This is a genomic window from Rhodopirellula sp. UBA1907 (genome assembly GCF_002337565.1).
Taxonomy (GTDB): domain Bacteria; phylum Planctomycetota; class Planctomycetia; order Pirellulales; family Pirellulaceae; genus Rhodopirellula; species Rhodopirellula europaea.
In genome coordinates this window covers 37,269-62,819 of the sequence record NZ_DDGH01000041.1, presented here as the reverse complement: position 1 = coordinate 62,819, position 25,551 = coordinate 37,269, and the positions used below count along the sequence as shown (strand labels likewise).

Annotated in this window: 4 protein-coding genes; 1 reads left to right on the top strand and 3 read right to left on the bottom strand. The window is 55.8% G+C overall.

All coding sequences use genetic code 11. The annotated features are described in order from the left end of the window. Nucleotides 1-35 precede the first annotated feature (35 nt). The 3 genes from B2R17_RS09275 to B2R17_RS09265 are packed head-to-tail and all read right to left on the bottom strand — an operon-like array spanning nucleotide 36 to nucleotide 1,764. Nucleotides 36-554, bottom strand: a complete 519-nt coding sequence (locus B2R17_RS09275) for a type II secretion system protein (RefSeq protein WP_008662949.1) — start codon at nucleotides 552-554, stop codon at nucleotides 36-38. After that, the gene (locus B2R17_RS09270; RefSeq protein ID WP_008661803.1) at nucleotides 551-1,282 is read right to left on the bottom strand and encodes a prepilin-type N-terminal cleavage/methylation domain-containing protein; all 732 of its coding nucleotides are present in this window, start codon (nucleotides 1,280-1,282) and stop codon (nucleotides 551-553) included. Before B2R17_RS09270 ends, B2R17_RS09275 begins: the two co-directional genes overlap by 4 nt. Nucleotides 1,283-1,287: 5 nt before the next feature. Beyond that, complete coding sequence (locus B2R17_RS09265) at nucleotides 1,288-1,764, bottom strand: type II secretion system protein GspG (protein ID WP_037198759.1); 477 nt, start codon at nucleotides 1,762-1,764, stop codon at nucleotides 1,288-1,290. Nucleotides 1,765-2,470: 706 nt separating this feature from the next. On the opposite strand from B2R17_RS09265, the gene B2R17_RS09260 reads away from it, so the two are divergent. Beyond that, nucleotides 2,471-25,525, top strand: coding sequence for a tandem-95 repeat protein (locus B2R17_RS09260; RefSeq protein WP_286763772.1), 23,055 nt, complete (start codon nucleotides 2,471-2,473; stop codon nucleotides 25,523-25,525). Nucleotides 25,526-25,551: the final 26 nt, after the last annotated feature.

The window sequence follows — 25,551 nt, the reverse complement described above, 5'->3', positions numbered from 1 at the left end:
ACCGTCCGTCCACGAACGAGCTGTTCGAGCGGCGACTATTGGATCGATGCAGATTCAGCACTGGCTTCCTCCTCTCGCAAAGCGGCTTCTTCTTCAGCCAACTCTTTCAGTCCCAACAATGGATCGATCATCCAGCGAGTCAGCGAATAAGTGGCGAGCGCCGGACCGCCATCGGGATCCAAAGCTTCCACGCTCACACGAACGGCCAACATGCCTTCCATCGGGGCGGGCACAACATCGATCTGCGCCTGGAACATGGTCGTCGCGTCGGTGTCCATCGCCTCCACTGGCATCGCCGGGGAAGCCGCGGGCGTCATTCCGGTGGAAGCCGAAACCAATAACTCCGACATCTTGCTGGATGCAATCAACCGAGTCTGGCTGAGGTCGCGAGCTTCCCGTGCCGCGTCCGTTCCCGTCCCAGCGATCTGGGCAAGGATGCCGAGCGAAACGCCAAGGATCGCAAGCGACAACATCATTTCGAGTAGCGAAAATCCGCGTCGCGGTGTGCTGCTCGATCGGCAAGGTAAACCGCTGACCATTCGATTTGCGTTCAAGGTGACACCTCGACGCTGGTATCCCCGGTCAATCCACGCAGCAACACCGCGCCCGATCCAGCCTCAAGATGACTGAGCGTGATTCTGGCGTTGCTCGTCTGGCCAGTCGGGTAGAAGTAGATGGGTGGGAAATCCGAAGACGCGGTCAGCACGACTTCGCCATTCGTTTCGGGAACCGTGGCGGTCGTTGATTCGGTCGCGTTGATCAGCAACGTCGCCGCTTCAGCACTGCTCTGTCCACCAACTGGCGAAGTCAACACGGTGGTGATCGTCACGCCTTCGGGCATTTGAATGATTCTCGCGTCGGCCTCGACCGGTGTCACCGCGGATGCATCGAGTGCCTGCGAAGCACCGGACAGCAACGCCGACTGTGAACCGGATTGATCGATCGCCTGAGTTCCATCCGCAGCGGAACCGAGCGGCGAAACGATCCAGGCATTCGATTGACTCGCTCCGGATGCGTCGACAAAGTTTGCCTCCGTCGGACGCAGCACCATCACTCGACCGTCTCGCATTGCACGAACTCGCAACCGAGTCATCTCAGCAGCGAGTTGATCCGTCCCGCGAACCAACCGTCGATCGGACAACAACGCACCGGCCGTCGGGATGATCACCGCCGCGATGGCAGCAAACACGGCCATCGCGAGCAACAGTTCCAACAAGGTGAAGGCGGTTCGCGACGCGAACCTGGTGCGCAAATGGCTGTCAGCGCGAGACGAATGCGTCATGGCAATCAGCCTGACACGATGATGTCATCATCCGTGTTGACTTGACCGTCGATTCCGCCGCTGCGAATCTCGAACGTGTTTCCGTTCACGCTGTAGGTCAATGCGTTGCCCCAGGCATCCAGAGGAATTTCTGTGATGATCGGAGCAACCCACTTGGCTTTCTTGGCCGAGTCGCTGGGTCCATCGCGGAGTTGCTCCAGCGTTTCTGGCAACGAGTTCATCCGGATTTGGTACATCTGGATGTTGCTCTTCAGCGAGTTGAGCTGGGTTGTCGTCGCGTTGGCGTTCGCCTCGGCTTGGGCACCGGTGATGTTGACCAACACGATCCCGCCGATCACGACCAGGATCGAGAGCACCAGCAACAGTTCCAACAACGTGAAGCCGGCGCGAGCAGCGGTGCTGCGACGAGAGCGAGGGGAAGTCGATGTCGCGGTTTGGCGACGGGCTCGGTGAGCCACACAGTGGTGATCAGTGAGCATCATGAGTCGAAACATTCTGCAAAGGTGGGATGGGTAGGAAGGGCTCCCGCCGGATTGACCGGTTGGCACATTGGCCGCCCGAGGGCGAAAGCATTCTTCCAAGCGTACATTGAAATGAACCCCAAGCCAGCCCCGAAGTTTCGTGGATCGGGTCAGGTTGAACGATTTGCGACCGATGGCTTTCCCCAGCCTCACGCGACAACCGGGTTTGAAACTTTTGCCAGCCACCAAAATTTAGAGAAACGACTCCTTCGCGGCGATCCAACGTGGCTCATTCGCAAGCAAAGTTTTGCTTTTCAGCGAGCTCTGGGCGCGGATTCAATCCGAAGCCGGCCCCGTGAAAAAAGGTGCGTCGGCATCCCACCAATCCGGGTCACGAAACATCCCCTGATCTGCCCCGTGATGGAACGGCACCGAGCGTTGGATTCTATTTGGGCAGCCCGACGAGTCCTTTTGGGGGCTCTCGGTCGTTTGGTTTGCAACGGTTGAAGCGACAAATTGATCGAATTTCTGAGCAGTTTCTCGCCGCCAAGTTGACAATCCAATTATCTTCAGACGTCCGGCAGGCCACCACTGCGCTCCGATTTCGACCACAATCGGTGCGTGAGAACCTGTCTAGAACGACATTTTCAAGCTTTTCATCTGATTATTTCGATTCGCTTCGCTGTCACGGTGACCGTGGCTGATCCCTTCATTCTTTGAGTTTCTCATGACGCTTCGACGCTTTCATTCTTTGTTGGGCACCGCTGCTTCAGACGCTTCCTCGGTATCCGATCGAGGAACCAAGGGGCAACGTTCCGGTAAATCCCGCCGCACCCGGAGTGATCGACGAAGCAAATGGCAGACCGCTGACCGCCGACTGAACCACGAAACGCTCGAAAAACGAGAACTCCTCGCCGCGGAGTTGGGACTGATCGCTCATCCGGTATTCGCTCCTGGCACACCGAGTGAAACCATTGAGCAGTGGCATGAGGAACACGGCGACAATCATGCCGCGATCACATCTGGCACAAAACTGCCTGGTTTTCAGTTTGGCCCTCAGCTTCAACCCATCCTTTTCAATCCAACGGACCCGTTGCGTTGGCGGACGTCAGCGTTGAATCCCAGTGGCGCACCCAATTTAGGCGATCCGATCACGCTGACATGGAGCATCGTTCCGGACGGAACGCCGATGCTGGACCCAAACACGGGCAACACCACCGGCACCAGCAATTTGGTCGGATTCCTCGATAGCGTTTATGGCAGCGGAGCGACCAATGAGATCACGGAAAAACCATGGTTCGGGATTTTCTCCAATGTCTACGACGTGTGGTCGGTAGGGACAGGCTTGAGCTTCGTCTACGAGGACGATGATGACATGGCACCTTGGGCCGCCGACGCTAGCATTGGCGAAGCGGACGTGCGTGCCGACCTGCGAATCGCGGGGGCCGCGATCGACGGTGACTACAACGTCTTGGCCGCCAACTACCCACCCTCTGGATTCGGTTCCATTGGCTTAGACGGCGACATGATCATCGACACGACGGACCGTTACTATTCGGACACGGCGAATTCGGCGTTCGATCTCAATATTGAATTGACCAACATTCTGAGTCACGAGATTGGTCATGGGTTGGGGTTGGGCCATGTGATGCCGACCAACGGCACCAAATTGATGGAGCCATTCATTAGCGCGAACTACTACGGTCCGCAAGAAGATGATGTCTTCAATATCAACATGTTGTACGGCGACGCGATGGAGCCAAACGACACGATGGCAAATGCAGTCAATCTCGGGGTCCTAGACCTTGCTGCCCAAACCATTACTGATGTGTCGATCGATAGTCCTAATACGGATGTGGATGTCTTTGCGTTCTCACTGAGTCACCCCACCGAAATCGATCTGATCGTGACGCCTGTTGGGTCTGCCTATTTCGAGGGCGAACAAGGCGGTGCCGCCCCGGTTGAAGTGGATCGCCAGCGTCAACAGGACTTGCAATTTCGATTGCTAGATGGAAGCGGAAATCAGATCTCGTTGTCCAACGACAACACATTGGGCAACGCGGAATTCCGCGCAAAAGTACAGTTGGCGGAAGGATCTTACTTTGTCGAGGTTTCCGCCTTCTCAGGAACAGACTCGCAAGCTTATCGCATGTCGGTAGGCAATTCCGCTCGCGTTATCGTTGGCCCCACCTTGCTGGCGATCCGTCCTGATGACTCGGGGCTCCTGCAAGACGGCGATACGCTTGAAGCTGCGCCGAATGAATTCAATCTCTTTTTCAATGGTGGCGCTGATCTCGACGAAGCAACGATCAGCAGCGACACCGTGAAGTTGATCCGCGCCGGCGAGGATGGGATTTTTGGTCCCAATCCGGACAACTTGGACGCTAGCGGCAATCCAATCGACGATGACATCCAAGTTGAATTGGGTTACGTCGGCCTGCTCGAATCAGGAAGCATCGAAGCCAGCAATCTTCAGCAAATCGTGATGCGACCGGCCAGCAATGCGGCCCAGAATGCGTTCGATCCATCGTTTGGCTTTCCTGACGATCTGTACAAAATTGTGCTCATCGGCGAGGGCAACTCACCTTTGCAAAGTCGTGCCGGAGTACCGTTCGATGGCGGCAACAACTTCGAAACGACCTTCCGCCTCAACCGTGGAGCCCAGGTTGTCGCCGTTGTGCCTCAGCCAGTTGTTCGGGCCAACGCGACGCAAGCGAATCCCGAAGGCACGCTTTCACAGCAATCGGACACGATCGTCATTCACTTTGACGGACAGCTTCTGGACATTGGCGATGCCGAAAACCCCGCTTTCTATCGGCTGATCGATACCCGCGCGACTGCGGACAAGACCGATGATCAGCTCGCACCGTTGCAGCCCAATTTGGCGACCTACGACGTTGCCGAAGGCACGGTCACACTTCAATTTTCGGGACCGATCCCCGAGGGTAACTATCGGTTGGACATTGGCGAAGCGGGCACGCCAGTTGGTGGTTCTCCCACCGTTCCGAGTACCTCACTCACCAACAACGACAACAACTCGACTCTGCTCACCGCCAGCGATCTGACTGGAACGCCAGCGAGTCCCGTGACGTTGGATGCGACCGGTGTTCGCATTGCTTCACAGATCCAAGTTCAATCGGTCCCGCTCGCTCAACGCGTTGGTGGATCCGACGAGCCGGGGCACCGAGAAATCCAGCGGGAACCCCATGTTCGAAACGACGAAGGAACGAATCTGATCGCTCCGTCATCGATCGAGATTGTTCGCTATTACTTCCCGGACACTCTTGGGACTGATGCCAACGGCCAGGACTACATCAACCTGATTACCGAAAAAGAAAAGGAAATTGTCCGCACCCTGTTCGATATCTTCGCCGGCTTGTCGGGATACGAATTTGTAGAAACATCGGAAACAGTGCCCGGACTCGATGAGCTGATGATCGGCAAAGGGGATTTCAGAGCCGTCTCACCCAGCCTGGGACCGAACGATGGTGTCGCCGGGTTGGCGAATAGCACATTCGCAATCCTGAATGGCACCTTGTTTAATCAATCAAATCGTTTCTTTGGTGACGGTTTCACAGAGACGATGATGCATGAAATTGCACACTCACTGGGGCTCGGCCACTCTTATGACATCCCTTCTCTTCAAGGAGCTCCGTTGCCAAATGACGTGCTGCCTGGAGATCATGATATTGTTCAATTGCAACGCGTTTCTCCACCTAACGCGACTGACATCGACCTCTACAAGTTCGCAGTTGCGGAAGGAGGACGTTTCACGGCAGAGACTTTCGCCGAACGCCTTTCGACGCCAAGCGGCCTAAGCACTGTCTTGACCTTGTTTGGCATCAACGACGATGGATCGATGGACATCATCGCCCGAAACGATCGCTACTTCGGCAACGACTCATTCCTTGACGTCGACCTCGAAGCGGGCACCTATCTGATCGGTGTCAGCAGCACTGACAACGAAGACTACAACCCTTTGGTTCCTGACTCTGGTTTTGGTGGCACGACAGATGGTCAATATGAACTGGAATTGAAATTTGCTGGTGAGTCCGCGTCTGTCCTCCGCGATGTTGATGGAACTCCTATTGACGGCGACCGAGATGGAACCCCGGGCGGCGTCTTCTCGTTCTACTTCCAAGCCAGCGACGTAAGCACCACCGTTTTCGTCGACCGTTTGAACGATCCTAACGCAGCTGCGCTGGATGGCGACGGGACGTTGGGCAATGCGTTTGACAACATTGGGCAAGCGTTGCAACGTGCCGGTGAACGCATTGTGTTCCCGACCGTAGGTCTGGATGCACTCGATGCGAGTGACACCTTTGAAATCATTCGCACAGTCAATGGAACCCCCGAAACAGAAAGCTTTCACTTTGGGGCCGGCGGCATCACCTTGGCCACCAGTGGCTCGCCAGAAGACGCTGCTGTAGCGACCGCTTCTGCTATCAATGCTGTGTTGCCAGGAAGTGCCAATGTGGTTGGTCGAACCGTCGAACTGACCGGGATTGAACGATTGGATCTGTCTGGCTCAGACACATTACTGAACACACCGAACTTGGTTCGGATTATCGGCAACGACGCCGATGGCGATCCATCCACCACCGCCGACATCAAACCGTATCTGATCGGTACTGCGACAAGTGGCGCGTCGCTTCGCGATGGTGCTGAATTTCGCGTTCCGCAAGGCGTCACCGCGATGATTGACGCGGGAGCGCTGCTCAAGATGCGGAAGTCAAACTTGGATGTCGGATCGTCTTCCATCGATATCGATCGTTCCGCAGCTGCGCTTCAGGTACTGGGAACCCCCGATGTTCCAGTTTGGCTGCGTTCGTACTTTGACAGCACTTTCGGCGGCAATTCGACGGGTTCATCGGCAGCCAATCCACCGGCAGCAGGTGACTTTGGCGGCATCGTTCTGCGTGATGATTCCGATTTGGAATCCTCGGGCATGTTCCTCAACTACATCTCACACACTGACATCCGACACGGTGGTGGCAAGGTATTCGTCGATTCCGCCGAAGATTCATTCAGCCCAATTCACGTGATCGATTCCCGACCATCGATCGCGTTCAACCGAATCACCGATAGCAACAGCGCCGCGGTTTCGGCCAGCCCTGACAGTTTTGATGAGTCCGGTGGACGCATCGGGCCCGAAATTGTCGGTAACTATTTGGCGAACAATACCATCAACGGTTTGTTCATTCGGATTGAGACTCAAGATGGTCAAGTCGTTACTAAATTGACCACACCGGGTCGATTCAACGACACGGACATCGCGCACGTCTTGACTGAGAATTTGGTGATCGCCGGAAACGTTGGCGGTCGCTACCTAGACAAGACCACCGGCGAATTATCAGGCCGCGCGTCGGGACGCCTGCTTGTCGATCCGGGCATCGTCATCAAGTCGGCAGGCGCTCGCATTGAAGCGGAAGCGGGTGGCTCAGCCATCATCGCCGAAGGCACCAAAAACCGCCCCGTCATCTTCACCTCCATCAATGATGATCGATACGGTAGCAGCGGAGTTTATGACACGACCAACACACCTGGGTCGGCCGGACTACCTGGCGACTGGGGCGGTTTCTACTTCGGCTTCACGAGCTCGGGTAGTATCGACAATGCCATCATTTCTTATGGTGGTGGCGACTCATCGATCGAAGGTGGATCCGCAAATTTCAATGTGATTGAAATTCACCAAGCTGAAGTGCGGATCACCAATTCATTGATCAGTGACAATGCGAATGGAAACGCGAGCGGCGTGCGCAACGGGCGCGGTGCAAACGCGTCCGCCACGATCTACGTTCGCGGCTCACAACCCATCATTGTCGGCAATGAGATTGTCGACAACGAAGGACCCGCAATCAACATCAATGCCAACTCGCTCCAGTTCACCAACACTCCTGACTATGGTCGCAGCACTGGTCGGTTGGAGGTTTTCTCAGAATTTGACGACAATGTTGGACCGTTGGTCCGATTAAATCAATTCGAGAACAACGGCATCAACGGCATGCTCGTTCGGGGCGAAGTGCTGACGACGGAATCCATTTGGGACGACACCGACATTGTTCATGTCCTCCAGAATGAAATCGTGGTCGGCAATCATCATTCCAATAGCGGTCTGACGCTTCGCAGCAGCGGAAGTGAATCCCTGGTGGTGAAGCTACAGGGCAACAACGCTGGGTTCACCGCAACTGGGTCTCCCGCCGAAATCGTCGACCGAATTGGTGGTACCGTCACCGTGTCGGGTTCCCCTGGGTTCCCAGTGATCTTGACCAGTCTTCAAGACGACTCGGTGGGTGCCGGATTCACACCGACAGGCGCTTTTTTGTTCGACACCGGAAACGATGGTCAAACCGGCGGTCAGAAAGGGGATTGGCGTGGGTTGAGTTTTGACGAATTCAGCAACGACCGAAACGTTGCTGTTGTCCGAGAACGCGAAACGCCGTTGACGGCGGGGAAAGACGAGAACTCCTTCCCGGGTGTTGCCCAGTTTGTGGGCACCTTGGCTCCCGACCAAAAGAGCGGCGACGAAAACCGAAGACTCGGCTTTGAGGTCCAAGGGTTCATCAGCCCCGATTCGCCCGAGGACCTGGATGTCTACAGTTTTGAAGGAACGGCGGGAACACCGGTCTGGCTGGACATCGATCGAACGGACTCTTCGCTTGACACCGTTATCGAAGTGCTCAATGCCAACGGGACCGTGGTGGCTCGATCGATGAGCTCGTTCGATCCGAATGAAGCGGGTTCGTTGAATAACTTGCCGCTGATTCAGAATCCACTGCTCGGTGGCGATTTCAACTCCGAGAATTACCGCGACGCAGGGATGCATCTTGTTTTACCCGGCACACTGGGAACGCTGGGGCGTTACTTCATCCGCGTCCGTTCACTGGGATCAACACCAACATCGCTCAACGGGACGAGCAGTGGCCAGTACCACATGCAAATCCGTTTGCAGCAAGTGGATGAATACCCTGGTAGCACGGTTCAGTATGCCGACATTCGCTATGCGAATCGCGGCATTGATGTCAGTGGATTGCCAGCTCGCAGTCATATTTTGGGTGAGGCAGGTGAGGTCACAGGAGCCGCCAATAATACATTTGCCCAGGCACAACCACTTCAAAGTTTGCTCGAGAGTGACCTGGCAGCAATCTCTATTTCCGGCAACCTGGGCGAGGAACTGGGAGTCAATAACCGCGATCTCGATGTCGATTGGTATCGTTTTGATGCGACTCAGACAGGTGTTCAGGTCATCGGCGGTGTAAACGATGCAGCCGGAACCATGGCGGTCGTGTTTGATATGGACTATGCCGATAAGGCCAACCGAGCCGATACGACTCTTGCCGTCTACGATGAAAGTGGCCAGCTGATCTTCGTTGGACGCGAGTCCAACATCGAGGACGATCAGCCCGACACCATTGATTCCGATCCCGACATCGATGATCTTTCGCGAGGATCGCTCGGCACCAAAGATCCTTACATTGGCCCGGTTCATTTGGTCACGGGAGGCCAGTACTACATCGCAGTGATGGGCAACGGCGTCACGCCAAGTGCTCTGATGGGCCAGTATGACAATTTGGGAACGTTTGACGCCAACGGTGCGTTCCAACCCGGAGCAACAGCCGACAATCGTTACGTGCGGCTGGAACCAGTCAACTCAGTTGATCGTGTTGTCGAAGATCGGATCGGATTCTCCGGTTACAACACAATCCCACTGGATCCGTTTTTTCCAAATGGATTGCCGATCCAGCCCCAATCATCGATCTTCAACATTGACTCTTCAGCCAACTTACAACTGCACCTGCCCGCGTTCTCGCTTGAAAATGTGCCTTTGTACATCGCGACCGAACGCCCGGTCGCCAACGCCGACGACCAACTGTATCTCGCCGATCCTTTTAACGGAGGCACGTACACACGCCCCGTTTCACAAAATAGTTGGTCACCAGCGAACGATGACATCCAGGACATCACGATTCGCAGTGACGGCCGGATGTTCGGTTATCAACGAGCCGACAACTTGGGCAACTCGGTCGGCCGATTGGTCGAGATCGATCCTGCCACCGGGACACTCACCGCGGTATCGGACGACAACATTCCTGGTGAAGCTCCCCCGATCAACGCCAGCGATCTGAATGTTAACCTGACAACGAATGCGAATCGCGGAACAGTCAACGACCCTCGTTTAGCTGAATTTACGAACTCCAGCGATGTCGATGCATTGGCGTTTGAACGAACCGGAGCCGCCACGGCGACTCCCACCTACGATGTCTACTATGTCGTTCGTGAATCGGAAAATTCATCGAAGTTGTATCGAGGAAATGAGGGCGGCAGCGCCGCGCCGGTGGCTGCCAACGGTGGCAACCCCAACCAAGCAGCAAACCGTAAATATGGTGTGATGGGGAACATCAATCTCGCGGGCGTCACGCCTCAGGTTGACACATTTTCAATCTCCAACAACGCCAACCCAGCTGCACGGACGGACATTCGTTTCCAATCCAACCAACCCGGTTTGGCCGGCGCATTCACGCTGAACATCGTGAATGCTGGAAATGACACGGCCGCTGTCGTGACCAATGCCAACATCAACACACGCTCCATTACTCTACGTCTTGGAAACAACAACGGCGGAGGCCCAAATGCCAATGCGATCGTGAACGCAATCAACACCCACCCCGTCGCTCGTCAGATAGTCACTGCCGCAATCTATGGCGGTAATGCCAACGGTAATCGCGATGGAAATGGTGGAACCGTCGCTAACAACCGATCGACTCCATTCAGTACGCCGGCGAGCGGCGTTGCGTTGGCCGGGCGCGTCACCGGCATTGCTTTCGATGACCCGATTGCACAACAAAATCTGTTCGGGGTGACAAACGCCGGTGAAATTATTCTGATCGATGAAAACAGTGGTATTGCGCAGATACTCAATGTTGTACCCGGGGCTGAGTTCAGCGCGCTGGCGCTTGGCCCTCAGAGCGTCGAAAATGGTGCTTACGCGGACTTGATGTTCGCCACCACGACAGGCGGACAGTTGTACGCTTTCAACTCAGCTGGAGTGCTGCAGAATATTTTTGCCGACAATTCAGGCAACCCAACGGCCCTGTTCGCTCAATTGAATGACATTGCGCCGGCCCGAGGCGACGCCCCCGTCGGATTGGCATTCAGTCCCTTGGACTTTAATCTCTGGCACCCAACAACACGTCGCGCAGGCGATGTCGGTCACGGTATCAATGAGGCCCCGGACGGGTCACGCGAGCCGGGTCAGATTGATGTGGAGTATCTCGATTCATTGACACCAGACGGAACCCGAAACTTCCGACAGAACAACGGTGGTGCAAGCTTCTACTTTGGATTGGAAGACTGGATTCCAAACAACCAGTTCAACAATACAACTCAAGGGTACATCACCTATGACGGCGTAAACGCTCAGTATGGACTATCTGAAGAATTACATCGTGACTTGGCATCCAACCCAAACTTGGTCAACACTTACGCCCTTGCCGGTGGTGCTCAAGGTCAATTAGTCTCGAACTCTTTCGATTTGGCTGGTTCGGTCGCGGAAGATCGTCCTACGCTCTACGTCAACTACTTTTTGGAGACGGAAAATCATCCGGGTGAAACCACGGCGAATGGTCAGGATCCGTTCCGCGACGCTGCCCGTGTATTCGTGTTGCGGCCCTCGACGGGAGAGTGGGAACTGGTTGCAACCAACAACTCCGCGCTCAGTGCGAATGACCCATCACAGAACCCAGATGGAGAGCTTCCCGGATTCATTTCGCATTTGTCCGACGCAGGTTTGAACAGCACCACCCAGCGTGCTGAAAATCATCAAATAGTTCAAGAACTTTTCGACAACACGGGTTCGTGGCGTCAAGCAAGAATTGATTTGTCGTCTTTCGCCGGGGAAACGGGACTGCAACTTCGATTTGATTTCAGTACAGCAGGACGTATCGTCGGCGATGGCATTCCGTCCGCTTTCGGTGAAATCTCTTCGAACTCTCGCTCCAATGCGACACAGAATAATTTCTTCGAAGGTTTCTATATCGACGACATTATCGTCGGTTACGCCGAACGAGGCGAAATGGTCACCGTTCCCGCCCAAATTCCTTCCGTCGAAGGTGCTCTGCAAGGCGGGACGCGGGCCATCAATATTGATTCCGGAACCTTCACGCTGCTGAACGATCCTCGCTATAGCAATCGCGATCCGAATCGCAACCCAGAGATTCTATCGGGACCTTATCAAGTCGAAATTCGACGCGTCGATGAATATGCATCTTTAGCAGATGCCAACATTATTCCGGACTTTGATGGGACGTTCCAACCGTTTGACACCAATGTTCGCCACATCTTGTCGGAAGACGGCGTCACGATGTTCGGCGGCACCACCGGTTTGCTCGCTGACCAAAACCGAGAGCGTCAGCAGGGCATGTTCATCATTGATTCCAACTTCATCTCCGATTCGAATGATGTTGGGATCAATGTCCAGCCAGGCACCGCGGAAGAAACTGGCGTGCCTCACCAAGGATCCTTGATCAACTTCCCGCAATTGAACTCGCCTCGTTTGGTTCCCGGCGTGGTGATTCAGAACAACGTCGTGTCCGGTGATTCGGCCATCCGTTTCGCGGGCGAGACGAGCACCGAAGCTGGACGATCCGTGCCATTTGGGCGAATCGTCAACAACACGCTGGTTGGCTTTGGGGACGGACTCGGGATTGATGTGGTCGGGCAAGCAGCACCGACGATCATCAACAATATTCTTTCGGAATTTGGAACCGCAATTGATGTTGAGGGTTTCAATGCCGTCAATACTGTAGTTCGAAAGAACTACTTCCAAGGCAATGCATCCAACGGCACCACCGGTACCAATCCGGAACTGGCTGGGCCAAACGCCCCCTTGTTCATTGATCGTTCCACTCGCAACTATTACCTCGAATCCGGTTCGGCGGCGATCGACAATTCGCAGGAGACGCTGCCCGATCGTCTCGCCTATGTCACGTTCAAGACGGAACTGGGAATCGCTCGATCGAACATTGACGCGCCGCAGCGAGATGTCTTTGGTCAACTGCGTGTCGACTCCGGTCAATCTGGTGGCGGCAGTGGAGCTGATCCATTCATCGATCAGGGAGCAATCGACCGAGCAGATACTGACGCACCTTATGCCGTTCTGTTGAAACCGATTGATGATGACAATGCCGGGCTGGATAAAGATCCCAATCCAACCGTCGTCTCGCTTGATGATCCCATCCTGGATGTTTTTTCAATCCTGATTGGGGATGGCCGAGACGAGAACTCGCCATTCGAAGGCACGGGCATCAATCCTGCGACGGTCGATCGTGATTCAATCTTGGTGCGACGCAATAACATCGAACTTGTCGAAGGTGTGGACTACCGGCTTGGTTTCAACGATTCAACCGGTGAGTTGCGTTTAACGCCACTAACCACACTTTGGCAGCCAAGTGGTGTTTACGAAATTTTCTTGGACAACCAACGGATTGCCGACCGCGCCGGAAATTTCCTTCGTCCGAACCAACAAAATGGTGAGACCAAGTTCACGATCATTCTTCCGACTGTCAACTTGGACTACGGCGACGCGATCGACGGCTTCGGCACGACTTTGGGCTCCAACGGAGCCCGTCATGCAATCATCGACGATGGTTTCATTCGCTTGGGCTCGATCATTGATGCGGAACGAGATGCCGCCACTGCCGGATCACCAAACGCGGCCGACGACGATCGACTCCCAGTCGTGATCACGACGAGTTCCTTGGCGTTTGCAGCACCGGTAGACAACGCTGGTGTCAGCACCATGGAAGTGGTTCAGATGCCGATGCTCGGCGACACGTTAACGATTGATATCGGCAGTCCACGCGGACCGGTGACGTTTGAATTTGTCACCGTTGGACGTTCCGCTGAGCCAGGCAATGTGTCGGTGATCTTTGACGATTCGGTCTTGACCGACGCGGTTGAAATCATGAACCAGCTCAACGGATTCACCGCAGACGTTCACAATGCCATCGCGTCAGTGTTCGAAGACTTTGGTCAAGCGTTTGATGTCGAGTTTTCCTTGGGCGACACGCTGGTTCCGATGCAACCCTCACTGTCGCTGACCAACTTCGATGATGAGGATGGGGTCGGCATTGGATCTCCCAATACGCAACGAGTCATCACTGCGACGCCTTCCAATCCATCTTCCTTGGTCGTGGCAGCGTCACCGGCCAACCCGGCGACGATCGAAGTCCAATCGCTGCCTTCTAACGGTGATCAGATCGTCATTGATCTTGGCACCTTGGCTGGTTCGAAGACCTTCGAATTCTTGCAAATAGATCCGCTAGCAACAGAGCCGCAGTCTTCGACCTCTGGCACCATCGCGGTTCGCTACGAAGCCTCGGATTCGATCGATGACATCGCGGCTCGTTTGGCAGCACGCATTGACCAAACGCTTGCGGGTTACGGCACCAGTCTTTTGGTCAGTTTTGCCGGCAATCTGGTCAGCCTGGAGAACCAGACGACCTCGCAGACCGTGTTTGTCGATTCCCTGATAGATCCAAACATCGGTTCGATTGGCGTCTTGGGATACCTGAACCCCAACAATTCCAATGGAGCGTCGATCCTGATCAACGCTCCCAACGGTGGTTTCTTGGACGCATGGATTGATTGGGACCAGAATCAACTTTTCGATCCTCGCGACTCCTCTGAAGACGGTGGCGAACAGATCTTCCGAAGCGTTCCGCTCAGCGCTGGCGATAACATTCTCAACATCGTCACTCCCACCACCGCGTCGAGCGGCATGGCCTGGGCACGGTTCCGCATCTCGCCCGAAGGCGGTTTGGCCTCCGACGGTTTGGCTGTGGGCGGTGAGGTTGAGGACTATCAAGTCGAAATCATTCCGGCACCAATCCCGACACCGCAAGATGACCTCTACCAACTACTTGAGGATCAATCACTTCTAACTGCGGAAATGGGACTGTCGTCTGTCTTGTTCGGTCCAACCGCAGCGGCAGACGATCTGCTGACTCCATTTGCGCCAACGACGGTGGTCTTGGTCGATGGACCCGAACACGCTGAGAATTTTTCCATTGACCCTCTCACAGGGTACTTCCAATACGTTCCCAAAGCCGACTTCGCTGGCATTGACACGTTCACCTATCGCTTGGCCGACCAAGCGACCTTATTGGCAAATCCTGTCTTCGACGTGAACGGGAATCCGATTGGCGTCGCGACAGTGTCCATCAACGTGCAACCCGTCAACGATGTGCCTTCTGTCGAGAACCTGACATTGCTCGCGTTGGAAGACACGACGCGAACCTTCACGGCGGAACAACTCAAAGCCAGCGCATTTGGCGACGGAAATCGCGAGTTCACATTGACACTCCCTGATGGCTCGACTCAGTCGGCACCATGGGACGAATCGATCCAAACGTTCAATGTCATCTCGCTGCAGACCACTGTGGCAGGAGTTGTCACCGATATCGACTGGACCACACCAATCCCCGCCGCTGGTTTCAAAACTCCACGGGGCCGAATCATTCCAACCTGGGAAGCGGCAACTGGGTTCTTAGAAACCATCGAGTACTTGGCCGACACGGACTTGAACCAAGACAACGCGAATGGCAATTCGCTGTTGCGTGATGAGTTCCAGTTCACAATCGAAGACGATGGCGTGCTGGTCAATCCTGGCGCGGACCTGGTCGATCCAACGGACGATACCTTGTTCACGGGTGCCAAACTCACCGCCCAGGCGACTGCGGAGATTGACGTCAAACCGAAGAACGATGCACCGATCGCCGCCGACGACGTCATTAGCGAGAAGAATCCAATCTGGAACGCGTTCTTCATTGGCCCCGACCCGATGAACCCAATCGCGTCGGTGCCTGTTCCCACGGAAGACCAAACCCTGGTCATCCCTCAGGCCTACCTGATCGCGAACGACAAAGAAGCTCGTGACTCGGCAGCTGACGAAAACGACAACACCAACGATGATGGATTGACGGTGACCGCCGTGAGTGCCACCAGTGCCCTCGGTGGAACCGTTTCGATCGACACCAACGGCGACATCGTTTACACGCCGGCACTGAATACTTATGGGGAAGACTCGTTCACCTACACGGTGACGGACAGCGGCATCACGTTTGATTTGGGCCCCGAAGGGACACCTGGATCGATGCTCGAAGAGCCCGACTTCCTCACCCACACTGCGACCGTTCGCATCCTCATCAAACCGGTGAATGACACGCCACAAGCGGACGACTTGGCTTTGGATCTGCTGGAGTACCAAGAGGACGAAGATGGGACCGGCGACGCGAATCCGGTTTCCAAGAGCGATGGTTCCGGATTCAAGGACTTCTCCAAAAATGACTTGCTTCGACTTGGTGGAGCGGGTTCCGCACTTGAGGTCACACCACCTGCGGACTTCCCTGCCGACTTCGATGAAGACGCACAAGATTTGCGAGTCATCAAGATCGGCTTGCCGGACGCAACCGCTGCATCCGTTGACGCACGCTTGCTGACTTACGACGCCGTCACCGGTTTGGCTCCGGTTCAAACGTTGGCCACAGCGCGAGGCACACTGTCACTGACATTCTCGCTGGTTCCCGATCCCGCCAACCCAGGAAGCTTCCTGGCGGACAGTGGCGAGTTTGTCAGTGGTTCCTACGAACCCAACGTGGACTACAACGAAGAATCACCGTTCGACGCCACGGACCTGTTCACCTACTTCGTGGAAGACTTCTCTGAGATCCCAGTTCCTGGAGCGGGCAACTTCCCAGGCGAGTCACTCGACAGCGTTGGTCACGGCAGCCTGACTAGCGCCGCCGCCACTGTCACGGTCACAACTCACGCGACCAATGACACCCCTGAGTTCCCAGTCTTCGATACGGTGACCTTCGCCGAAGACATCAACGACGCTGGCGATGCCTTCAACACCGTCTTCTATGACATCTACGGGGAAGCCGTCATCGCGTCGGCTGATCCTGCGGTCCACAACCTCCCGCAAGCCATCTTCGTCAGCCGCGATACCGCAGAAGACGAGCGTGGAAACAACAGCGGAGCGGCGCCGACGCAGTCGCTGACCTACAGCTACAACACGCTGTATGAACCGGCCGGCATGTTTGAATCCGCACCAGTGCTCGACGAGTATGGGGTGTTGACGCTAACACCACGTGCCGATGCCTATGGTTATGCCCTCTACGAAGTCACCATGACGGACAACGGGCAGACTTACGATCCAGCCACTGGCATGTTGGTCGACGACTTCCGTAGCGTGACTCGCACGTTGACCGTGCACATCACGCCGGTCAACGATGCTCCTGTTACCGAAGATCGAGCATTGGAAGTCATGGAGGTCGAGGAATTCTCGTCGCCGGATGACATGCCGACCGGCGCGGTCGCTTCCATCGACTTGACTCCGGATCAGTTCCTGGGTGGCACCACCGAGAATCCAGAACTGGCCGAACAAAGTGACTTCACGGATGACGTTGACGCGGTCGACGAATTCGATGAAGAGGAACAAAGCCTGCGAGTTGTGAAGTTCACCGTCACATTGGCCAACGGTTCCACCGCAGACGTCGACGCCGAAAACAACAACGGCGTCGAACTGACGCTGGCAACGGGGCGCATCACGTTCAACTTCGATGACATCGCGGACGGCGGTGCCTACACCGGCGGTACTTACTTCCCGAACGTGGATTACAACGAGGAAAGCCCGTTCGCACCGAATGAACAGTTTACCTACGTCGTCGAAGACTTCGGTGTGACCACCATCCCAGGTTCGATGGATGTCACCGGAACCACCGAGCAAGTCGACTACACCAACGATGGTGGGTCGCCACCGCAGGGACTGAACAATCGTTCGACACCGCGAACGATGACGCTGACCACGCGGGCTCAGAACGATGTGCCCGAGTTCCCCGTGTTTGGTGAAGTGACCTTCGCCGAAGACATCAACGATGCTGGCGACGCGTTCAACACGGTGTTCTACGACATCTACGGGGAAGCCGTGATCGCGTCGGCCGACCCTGCCGTTCACAACCTGCCACAAGCGATCCACGTCAGTCGCGTGACGGCGGAAGACGAACGTGGAAATGACAGCGGTGCTCTACCGACTCAATCATTGAGTTTCAGTTTCACCACGCTCTACGAACCGGCCGGTATGTTCGAAACAACACCGACTCTCGACGAGTACGGTGTGCTGACTCTGACCCCGCGTGCCGACGCTTATGGTTACGCGGTGTTCGTTGTCACCCTGACGGACGACGGTGGCAGCTACAACCTGCCCAATGACCCACGTAGCATCGATCGCACATTGACCGTGCACATCACACCGGTCAACGATGCTCCTGTGACGGTTGACCGAGCACTCGAGGTTGACGAGGTCGAAGAGTTTGCTTCGCCAGACGACTCGCCAACCGGTGACGTCGCGTCGATTGACCTGACACCCGAACAGTTCCTGGGTGGTTCCACTGAGAATCCGGAATTTGCCGAACAAAGCGACTTCACCGATGACATCGACGCGGTCGACGAATTCGATGAAGAGGAACAAAGCCTGCGAGTGGTCGAGTTCACCGTCACGTTGGCCGATGGTTCCACCGCGGTCGTCGATGCCGAGAACAACAACGGAGTCGAACTGACTCTGGCCACTGGCCGCATCACGTTCAACTTCGATGACATCGCAGACGGCGGTGCCTACACCGGTGGTGTTTACTATCCGAACGTGGACTACAACGAGGAAAGCCCGTTCGCACCGAACGAGCAATTCACTTACGTCGTCGAAGACTTCGGAACGACATCGATCCCAGGATCGCAATTCATCAATGGTGGTGCTGCCGACAAAGTCGACTACACCAACGATGGTGCGATGCCTCCTGTGGGACTGAACAATCGTTCGACACCTCGCACGATGACGCTCACCACGCGGGCGCAAAACGATGCACCTGAGTTCCCAGTCTTCAACACGGTGACCTTCGCCGAGGACATCAATGACGCGGGCGACACGTTCAACACGGTCATCTACGACATCTACGGTGAATCGATTATCGCGTCGGCCGACCCGGCCGTTCACAACTTGCCGCAAGCCATCTTCGTCAGCCGTGACACCGCGGAAGACGAACGCGGTAACGCCGGTGGTGCACCAGCAACCCAGTCGCTGACTTACACCTACAACCCGTTGTATGTTCCGGCGGGCATGTTCGAATCCGATCCGGTTCTCGACGAGTACGGTGTGTTGACGCTGACGCCTCGTGCCGATGCGTATGGCTACGCGGTCTACACGGTCACGATGACAGACGACGGGCAGTCTTACGATCCAAACACCGGCATGTTGGTGGACGACTTCCGCAGCATCACGCGTACACTGACCGTGCACATCACGCCGGTCAACGATGCTCCTGTCACGGTTGACCGTGCTCTGGAAGTGGTCGAAGCCGAAGAATTCGCCAACGAAACCGGCCTCCCAACCGGCGATGTGGCGTCCATCAACCTGACCCCCGAGCAATTCCTGGGTGGTTCCGCCGAGAATTCGGAACTGGCAGAACAAAGCGACTTCACCGATGACCTTGACGCCGTCGATGAATTCGATGAAGAAGAACAAAGCCTGCGAGTGGTCGAGTTCACCGTCACGCTGGCCGATGGTTCCACCGTCGTCGTCGACGCTGAAAACAACAATGGCGTCGAACTGACGCTGGCGACCGGACGCGTTACGTTCAACTTCGATGACATCTCGATCGGCGGTGCTTACACCGGCGGGGTCTATTACCCGAATGTTGATTACAACGAAGAAGCACCGTTCGCTGCCAACGAACAGTTCACTTACGTCGTCGAAGACTTCGGAACGACTTCGATCCCAGGGTCGCAATTCGTCAACAGTGGTGCTGCTGACGAAGTCGACTACACCAACGACGGTGCGATGCCACCTGTTGGTCTGAACAATCGTTCGACACCTCGCACGATGACGCTCACCACACGGGCGAAGAACGACGCTCCTGAGTTCCCAGTGTTCGACACGGTGACCTTCGCCGAGGACATCAACGACACGGGCGATTCGTTCAACACCGTCTTCTACGATGTGTACGCAGGCAACGTGGTCGCCAACTACGACCCTGCCGACCCAATGCGTCCGCAAGCGATCTTTGTCAGTCGTGACACAGCGTTCGACGAACGTGGTGATGGGCTTGGTTTTGCACCCACGCAATCGTTGACTTACACGTTCACGTCCCTGGCCAGTTCCTCGCCAGCCGGCATGTTCGAAACATTGCCGACGATGGATGACTTCGGCGTATTGACCCTGACCCCGCGAGCCGATGTTTACGGTTGGGCGGTCTTCGAGGTCACCGCAACCGACGATGGATCCGACTACGACGCTGCCGCGGGATTGATCAGTTCACCTCGCAGCATCACTCGCACGTTGACCATCAACATCACACCGGTCAACGACGCCCCAGTGAGTGTCGATCGAGATCTGGAAGTCACCGAAGTCGAAGAATTCTCGTCGCCGAATGACCTTCCAACCGGTGCGGTCGCTCGCCTGCCGCTGTCGCCAGCGGACTTCCTGGGCGGTACGCCGGAGAATCCGACGCTTGCCAAAGCCAGCGACTTCTCCGACGACACGGTCACCTTTGAAGAGTTTGACGAAGACGAGCAAGGCCTTCGCGTCGTCGAGTTCACGGTCACGCTCGCCAATGGCTCGCCGCAAACCGTCAACGCGGGCAACTACGTCAATGGAACACTGATCGACTTGTTCAGCGGCACGATCTGGTTCGAATTCGATGCAACGACGGGTGAGTTCGTCACTGGTGAGTATCTCCCCAACGTCGATGTCAACGATCAGTTGCCGTTTGAACCAACGGAAGTCTTCCAGTACATCGTCGAGGACTTCGGTCCGACATCGATTCCTGGCAGCGACCGTCCAGATCCGGATGCCATCGGATCCATCGACTACACCACCGTGGGCGGAGTCGGCTCGAACAACCGTTCACAGCCTCGCGACATGACGCTGACCGTCCGCGCGGTCAACGATGTGCCAGACTTCCCCGAGTTCGACACGGTCACTTTCGCGGAAGACATCAATGACGCGGGCGGAGCCTTCAACACCGTCTTCTATGACATCTACGGTGGGCAAGTCATCGGCAGCAACAACCCGTTGGTGCACGGTTTGCCACAAGCAATCCACCCCGGACGCGATACCGCTTTGGACGAACGCTCGGTTCAAGAATTGAGCTACAGTGTTAGCGTGATTTCATCACCGGCGGGCATGTTCGCCAGCGATCCGATCTTGGACCGATTTGGAGTGCTGCAATTGCAACCCAATGCGGATGCTTATGGTTACGCGGTGTTTGCACTGACGATGACTGACGATGGGCAATCCTACATCTCCGGTTCGATGCAAGATGACCCACGCAGCATCACACGGACGCTGACGGTCAACATCACTCCGGTCAACGATCAACCGGTCGCTTACGATCGCGAATTGACAGTCAACGAAGTGGAAGAATTCTTCCCGATCACTGGTCAACCAACCGGCAGAGTTGCCGTTCTCGACCTGACTCCAGAGACGTTCTTGGAAGGCAATCCAAGTGACGCCCAGACAGCAGACTTTGCCGATGGCGTCGTCACGACGAACGAGTTTGACGAAGACGAACAAGACCTCCGGGTCGTTCAGTTCACCGTCACCAATTCCAGTGGCACACCGACAGTCGTCAGCCGAGACAACCTGAACGGCGTTGAGATTCCTCTCGCAACTGGCACGGTCACGTTCAACTTCGACGCCTCGGGCGCGTTCGTCAGTGGCCAATACTTGCCAAGTGTTGACTACAACCAAGAAGACCCGTTCTTGGACTTCGAGCGATTCAGTTACATCGTCGAAGACTTTGGTGAAACTTCGATCCCAGGCTCTGACTACGTCAACGGTCAGATGGCACCGCCGGTCGCTGGATTCCAACAAGCGGATTACACGACAGTTGGTGGTGTTGGATCGAACAACCGTTCGGAATCACGTCGTGTGACGATCCGAACCATCCAGGTCAACGATGCTCCTCGAGTTGAATTCCGTGAAACGGTCGACATTCGCGAACGCGACGATAACCGCGGGACCAGCCTCACGGACTGGGCGACACGACGCGACCCGGCCGAAACCACTGCATTGGACGAATTTGACCGACAAGACGTCTTCTTCACGTTCAAGCAGTACGTCAGCCAAAGCGTGCCTGACTTGTTCCGACCTGGCTTCACCCCTGAAGTTTCTGACGACGGAACGCTGACGGTTTACCCATCGCCAGACGCGGTCGGCACGGGTGTTTTTGTGATCACCGCAACAGACCGCGTTTCGGACACTGATCCGTTCACTCCGAAGTCAACGGAAATGACAGTCACGGTCAACGTTCGTCCAGTCAACGATCAACCTCGTTTGTCTGACATCGCACCAACAGGCCAGACTGGATCCATCGATGACGCCTACGAGATCACCTCGGACGGCACGCTGATTGTCACGATGAAGGAAGACAACACGGCCAACGATGGAACCACTGGAACGCCGTACTCGATTCCGCTTCGATCCGTCGGCCCAGGTGCACGCCCAGGACTGTTGGACATCTACACCCCGGGCCCAGCCAACGAATCGGACGGCACCTTGGGTGGAAACCAAAAGGTCGAGTTGGTGCCATTCACCACGCTGCCGACGACTCTCGGTGGTTCGGTGACATACGTCCCCGAAAATGGTTCGACACCGGCGTCGCTGGAGTACACTCCGCCGACGAATGCCAACTCGTTGAACAACCTGCCCGACTCGTTCACCTACCAGGTGATTGACGACGGCACGAACTTCAACATTCGTGACCAAGTCCTGGACACGTCACCGCTGACACGCACAGGCCGCATTCAGTTTGTTCTGAATCCGGTCAACGACCGTCCGGTGTTCGACATCGCACAAACGGTGATCAATGTCAGCGAAGACGCGAACATGTTCGTCCGCAATGACTTTGCGTTCAACGTGTTCGGTGGCCCCACGCCAACGGCCAACGACGAGTTCAGCTTGACCGCCGCCCAAACGGTGTCGTTCAATCGCATCGAACCGGTCAATGTGTCAACAACTCAAGCGGCTCAAGCTTTCACGACGCTTCCAACGATCGTGCCTGCCGGCCACTTGACCTTCCAAGCCGCTCCAGGCGTGTTTGGCGAATTCGTGTTTGACATCTATGGTCAAGACAACGGACAAGGACCGAACTTTGGACGTGGCGATTTGAATGAGTCATTGGCTCAGCGAATCACCATCAATGTTCTTGCGGTCAACGACGCACCGATCCCTGCCAATGGAACGGGTGACACGGTCACAATCGCGACTCGCGAAGACAACACGTTGGCCATCCCAGTCGACGGTGTGATCAACGGTTCGTTGCTCGGCAACTTTATCGCTGGCCCTGATTCGCCAGTGGATGGATTGCCAGACGAAAACGAGTCGCAAACCTTGTCCGCGGTCAACGTTCCGTTGCAAACCGCAATGGGCGGCACATTGACTCCTTCGCCAAACGGCGCGGGAGCAACGTCCTACGTCTACACGCCACCATTGAACTTTGTCGGCACCGACCAGTTCGTTTACGAAGTCAGTGACGGCGACGCATCGCGGACCACATCGGCAACCATCTCGCTGGTGGTGACTCCGGTCAACGACGCTCCGATCATCTCGCCTTTGGCACCGATCGTCGTGGAAGAAAGTGCCGGCACGGTTACCCTTCCGGATTGGCTTGGCACCGTCTTGGTTGGACCTCCCGGAACGGGATCCGGCGGACGTGCGGTGGATGAATTTGACGGCACCGGAACCACGGCACCTCAGACCATCACCGAGTACCGATTCTCCTATGTCAGTGGCGACACCGACTTGCTCGCCACGTCGGCTGGCAATCCAGCCGGGTTGCAGATCCTGTCGGACGGTTCGCTGCAGTTCACAACGTCGGATGAAAACAGCGGCTCCGCCACCTACCAATTGGTGGCTGTCGACAGTGGCCCCAATAACCCGGCCAACGGCGACGTTTGGGAAAGTGCACCGGTTCAGTTCACGCTGACCATTGCTGACGTGAACGATCTGCCAACCTTCACGGCTGGCCCCGCTGTCACGGTCTTGGAAGACAGTGGAACGTATTCGCAACCATGGGCGTCGGATATTTCCGCCGGACCTGGAAACGAAGGCAATCAAACCGTCGCGTTCCTGGTTCAAGTTCCGGCAGAGGATCAAGATCTCTTCTCGGTGCTGCCATCGATCGACGAAAATGGAGTGCTGACCTTCAGCGTGGCTCCTGATGCAGCGGGCAGCACCGACGTCACGGTGACGTTGCAAGACTTCGAAAATGGTGTCTTCGCTGGCAGTTCCCAGCCCGTCACTTTGTCGATCACGATCACGGACCAGCCCGACCTTCCGGTCGCTGTCGATGACTCGTTCACCACCACCGAAGACGCAGTGCTGTTCTTCACGATCGAAGATTTGCTCGCCAACGATAGCGACCCTGACCTGAGCGACATCCTCAGCTTTGTGGAATTGCAAACCACAACCGCGTTGGGTGCCATCGTCAATGTCAATCAAACAACCGGCGAAATCTCGTACACACCAATGGGTTCGGACACGATTCAGTCGCTCCGTCCAGGTGAAACGGCAACGGACACGTTCCAGTACGGATTGCAAGACGACAGTGGCGTGACCAGCGTCGTGACCGCGAATGTCACGTTGACCATACAAGGTCGCAACGACGCACCGGTTGCTGTCGACGACCGCGTGTTCATCGAATCAGTCGGCACAACCGTGCTGGACCAGATGCGAGATCCATTGTTCAACGATTCGGACATCGACGGAACGCTGGACCGCACTTCACTGACAATTGTGGTTGAACCTCAATTCGGAACGCTGTCCGACGACAACGGTGTGCTGACGTATCTGCCTGGCCCTGATTTCGCTGGCGTGGACACGTTCACCTACACGATTGCCGATGACTTGGGCCAAGCCAGTGCTCAAGCAACGGTTGAACTCCAGGGACGTCCAACCGCTTCGGACATCACCGCGGGAACATCCGTCGGACGAACCGGTGCGATTGACATCTCAGACAGTTTCAACACAGCGTTTGATTTGGACCTGACGTCAATTCTGATCACGACCCAGCCCACCAACGGGACGGCAGAAGTGATCGACGGAAAAATCATGTACACGCCGGACACTGACTACGTCGGACCGGACTTCTTGATCTTCACCGTCGCTGACATTAACGGAAACCGAAGTGCACCGACTCGCATGAACCTGAACACGGTGATGAGTCGACTGCAAAACCCAGTCAACTTCTCCGACGTCAACCGAAACGGCGAAGTCACCGCACTGGATGCTCTGTTGATCATCAACCGACTAAACGAAGTCAGCGGTAGTTCCAGCGGTGAAAACATCCCGGTCACCGATGCGGACTTCGGCATCGGCACCAACAATGGCGTGAACGAACAGTTCTACTACGACCAAAGTGGTGATGGATTCATCTCTTCGCTGGATGCACTGCGGGTGATCAACGAGATCAACGCCCAAAGTCAGTCCGGATTCGGTGAACCGACCGACGTTCTGGCGAGCGACTTCAGCACATCGGCCGGTTTGGATGCATCCACTTCGTCGGCTGCTGAGTCCGTTGACTCAGGACCATCGAAAATGGTTGGATCCTCAGCGACCAACGCGGAAGTGGATCTGATTGACTTGATCGCGAATGAGCAAACCAAACGCGATGGCGAAGAGTCCGATTCTTTGGAATCGAACTTGGATACCGCCGTGCGAGAATTGTTCTAAGCCGCTTTGACTGACTCGGGCGTCGT

What these genes read in the sequence shown, in the direction of transcription:
- B2R17_RS09270 (WP_008661803.1), bottom strand. Translation starts at nt 1,282, where the DNA reads ATGACGCATTCGTCTCGCGCTGACAGCCATTTGCGCACCAGGTTCGCG.
- B2R17_RS09265 (WP_037198759.1), bottom strand. Translation starts at nt 1,764, where the DNA reads ATGATGCTCACTGATCACCACTGTGTGGCTCACCGAGCCCGTCGCCAA.
- B2R17_RS09260 (WP_286763772.1), top strand. Translation starts at nt 2,471, where the DNA reads ATGACGCTTCGACGCTTTCATTCTTTGTTGGGCACCGCTGCTTCAGAC.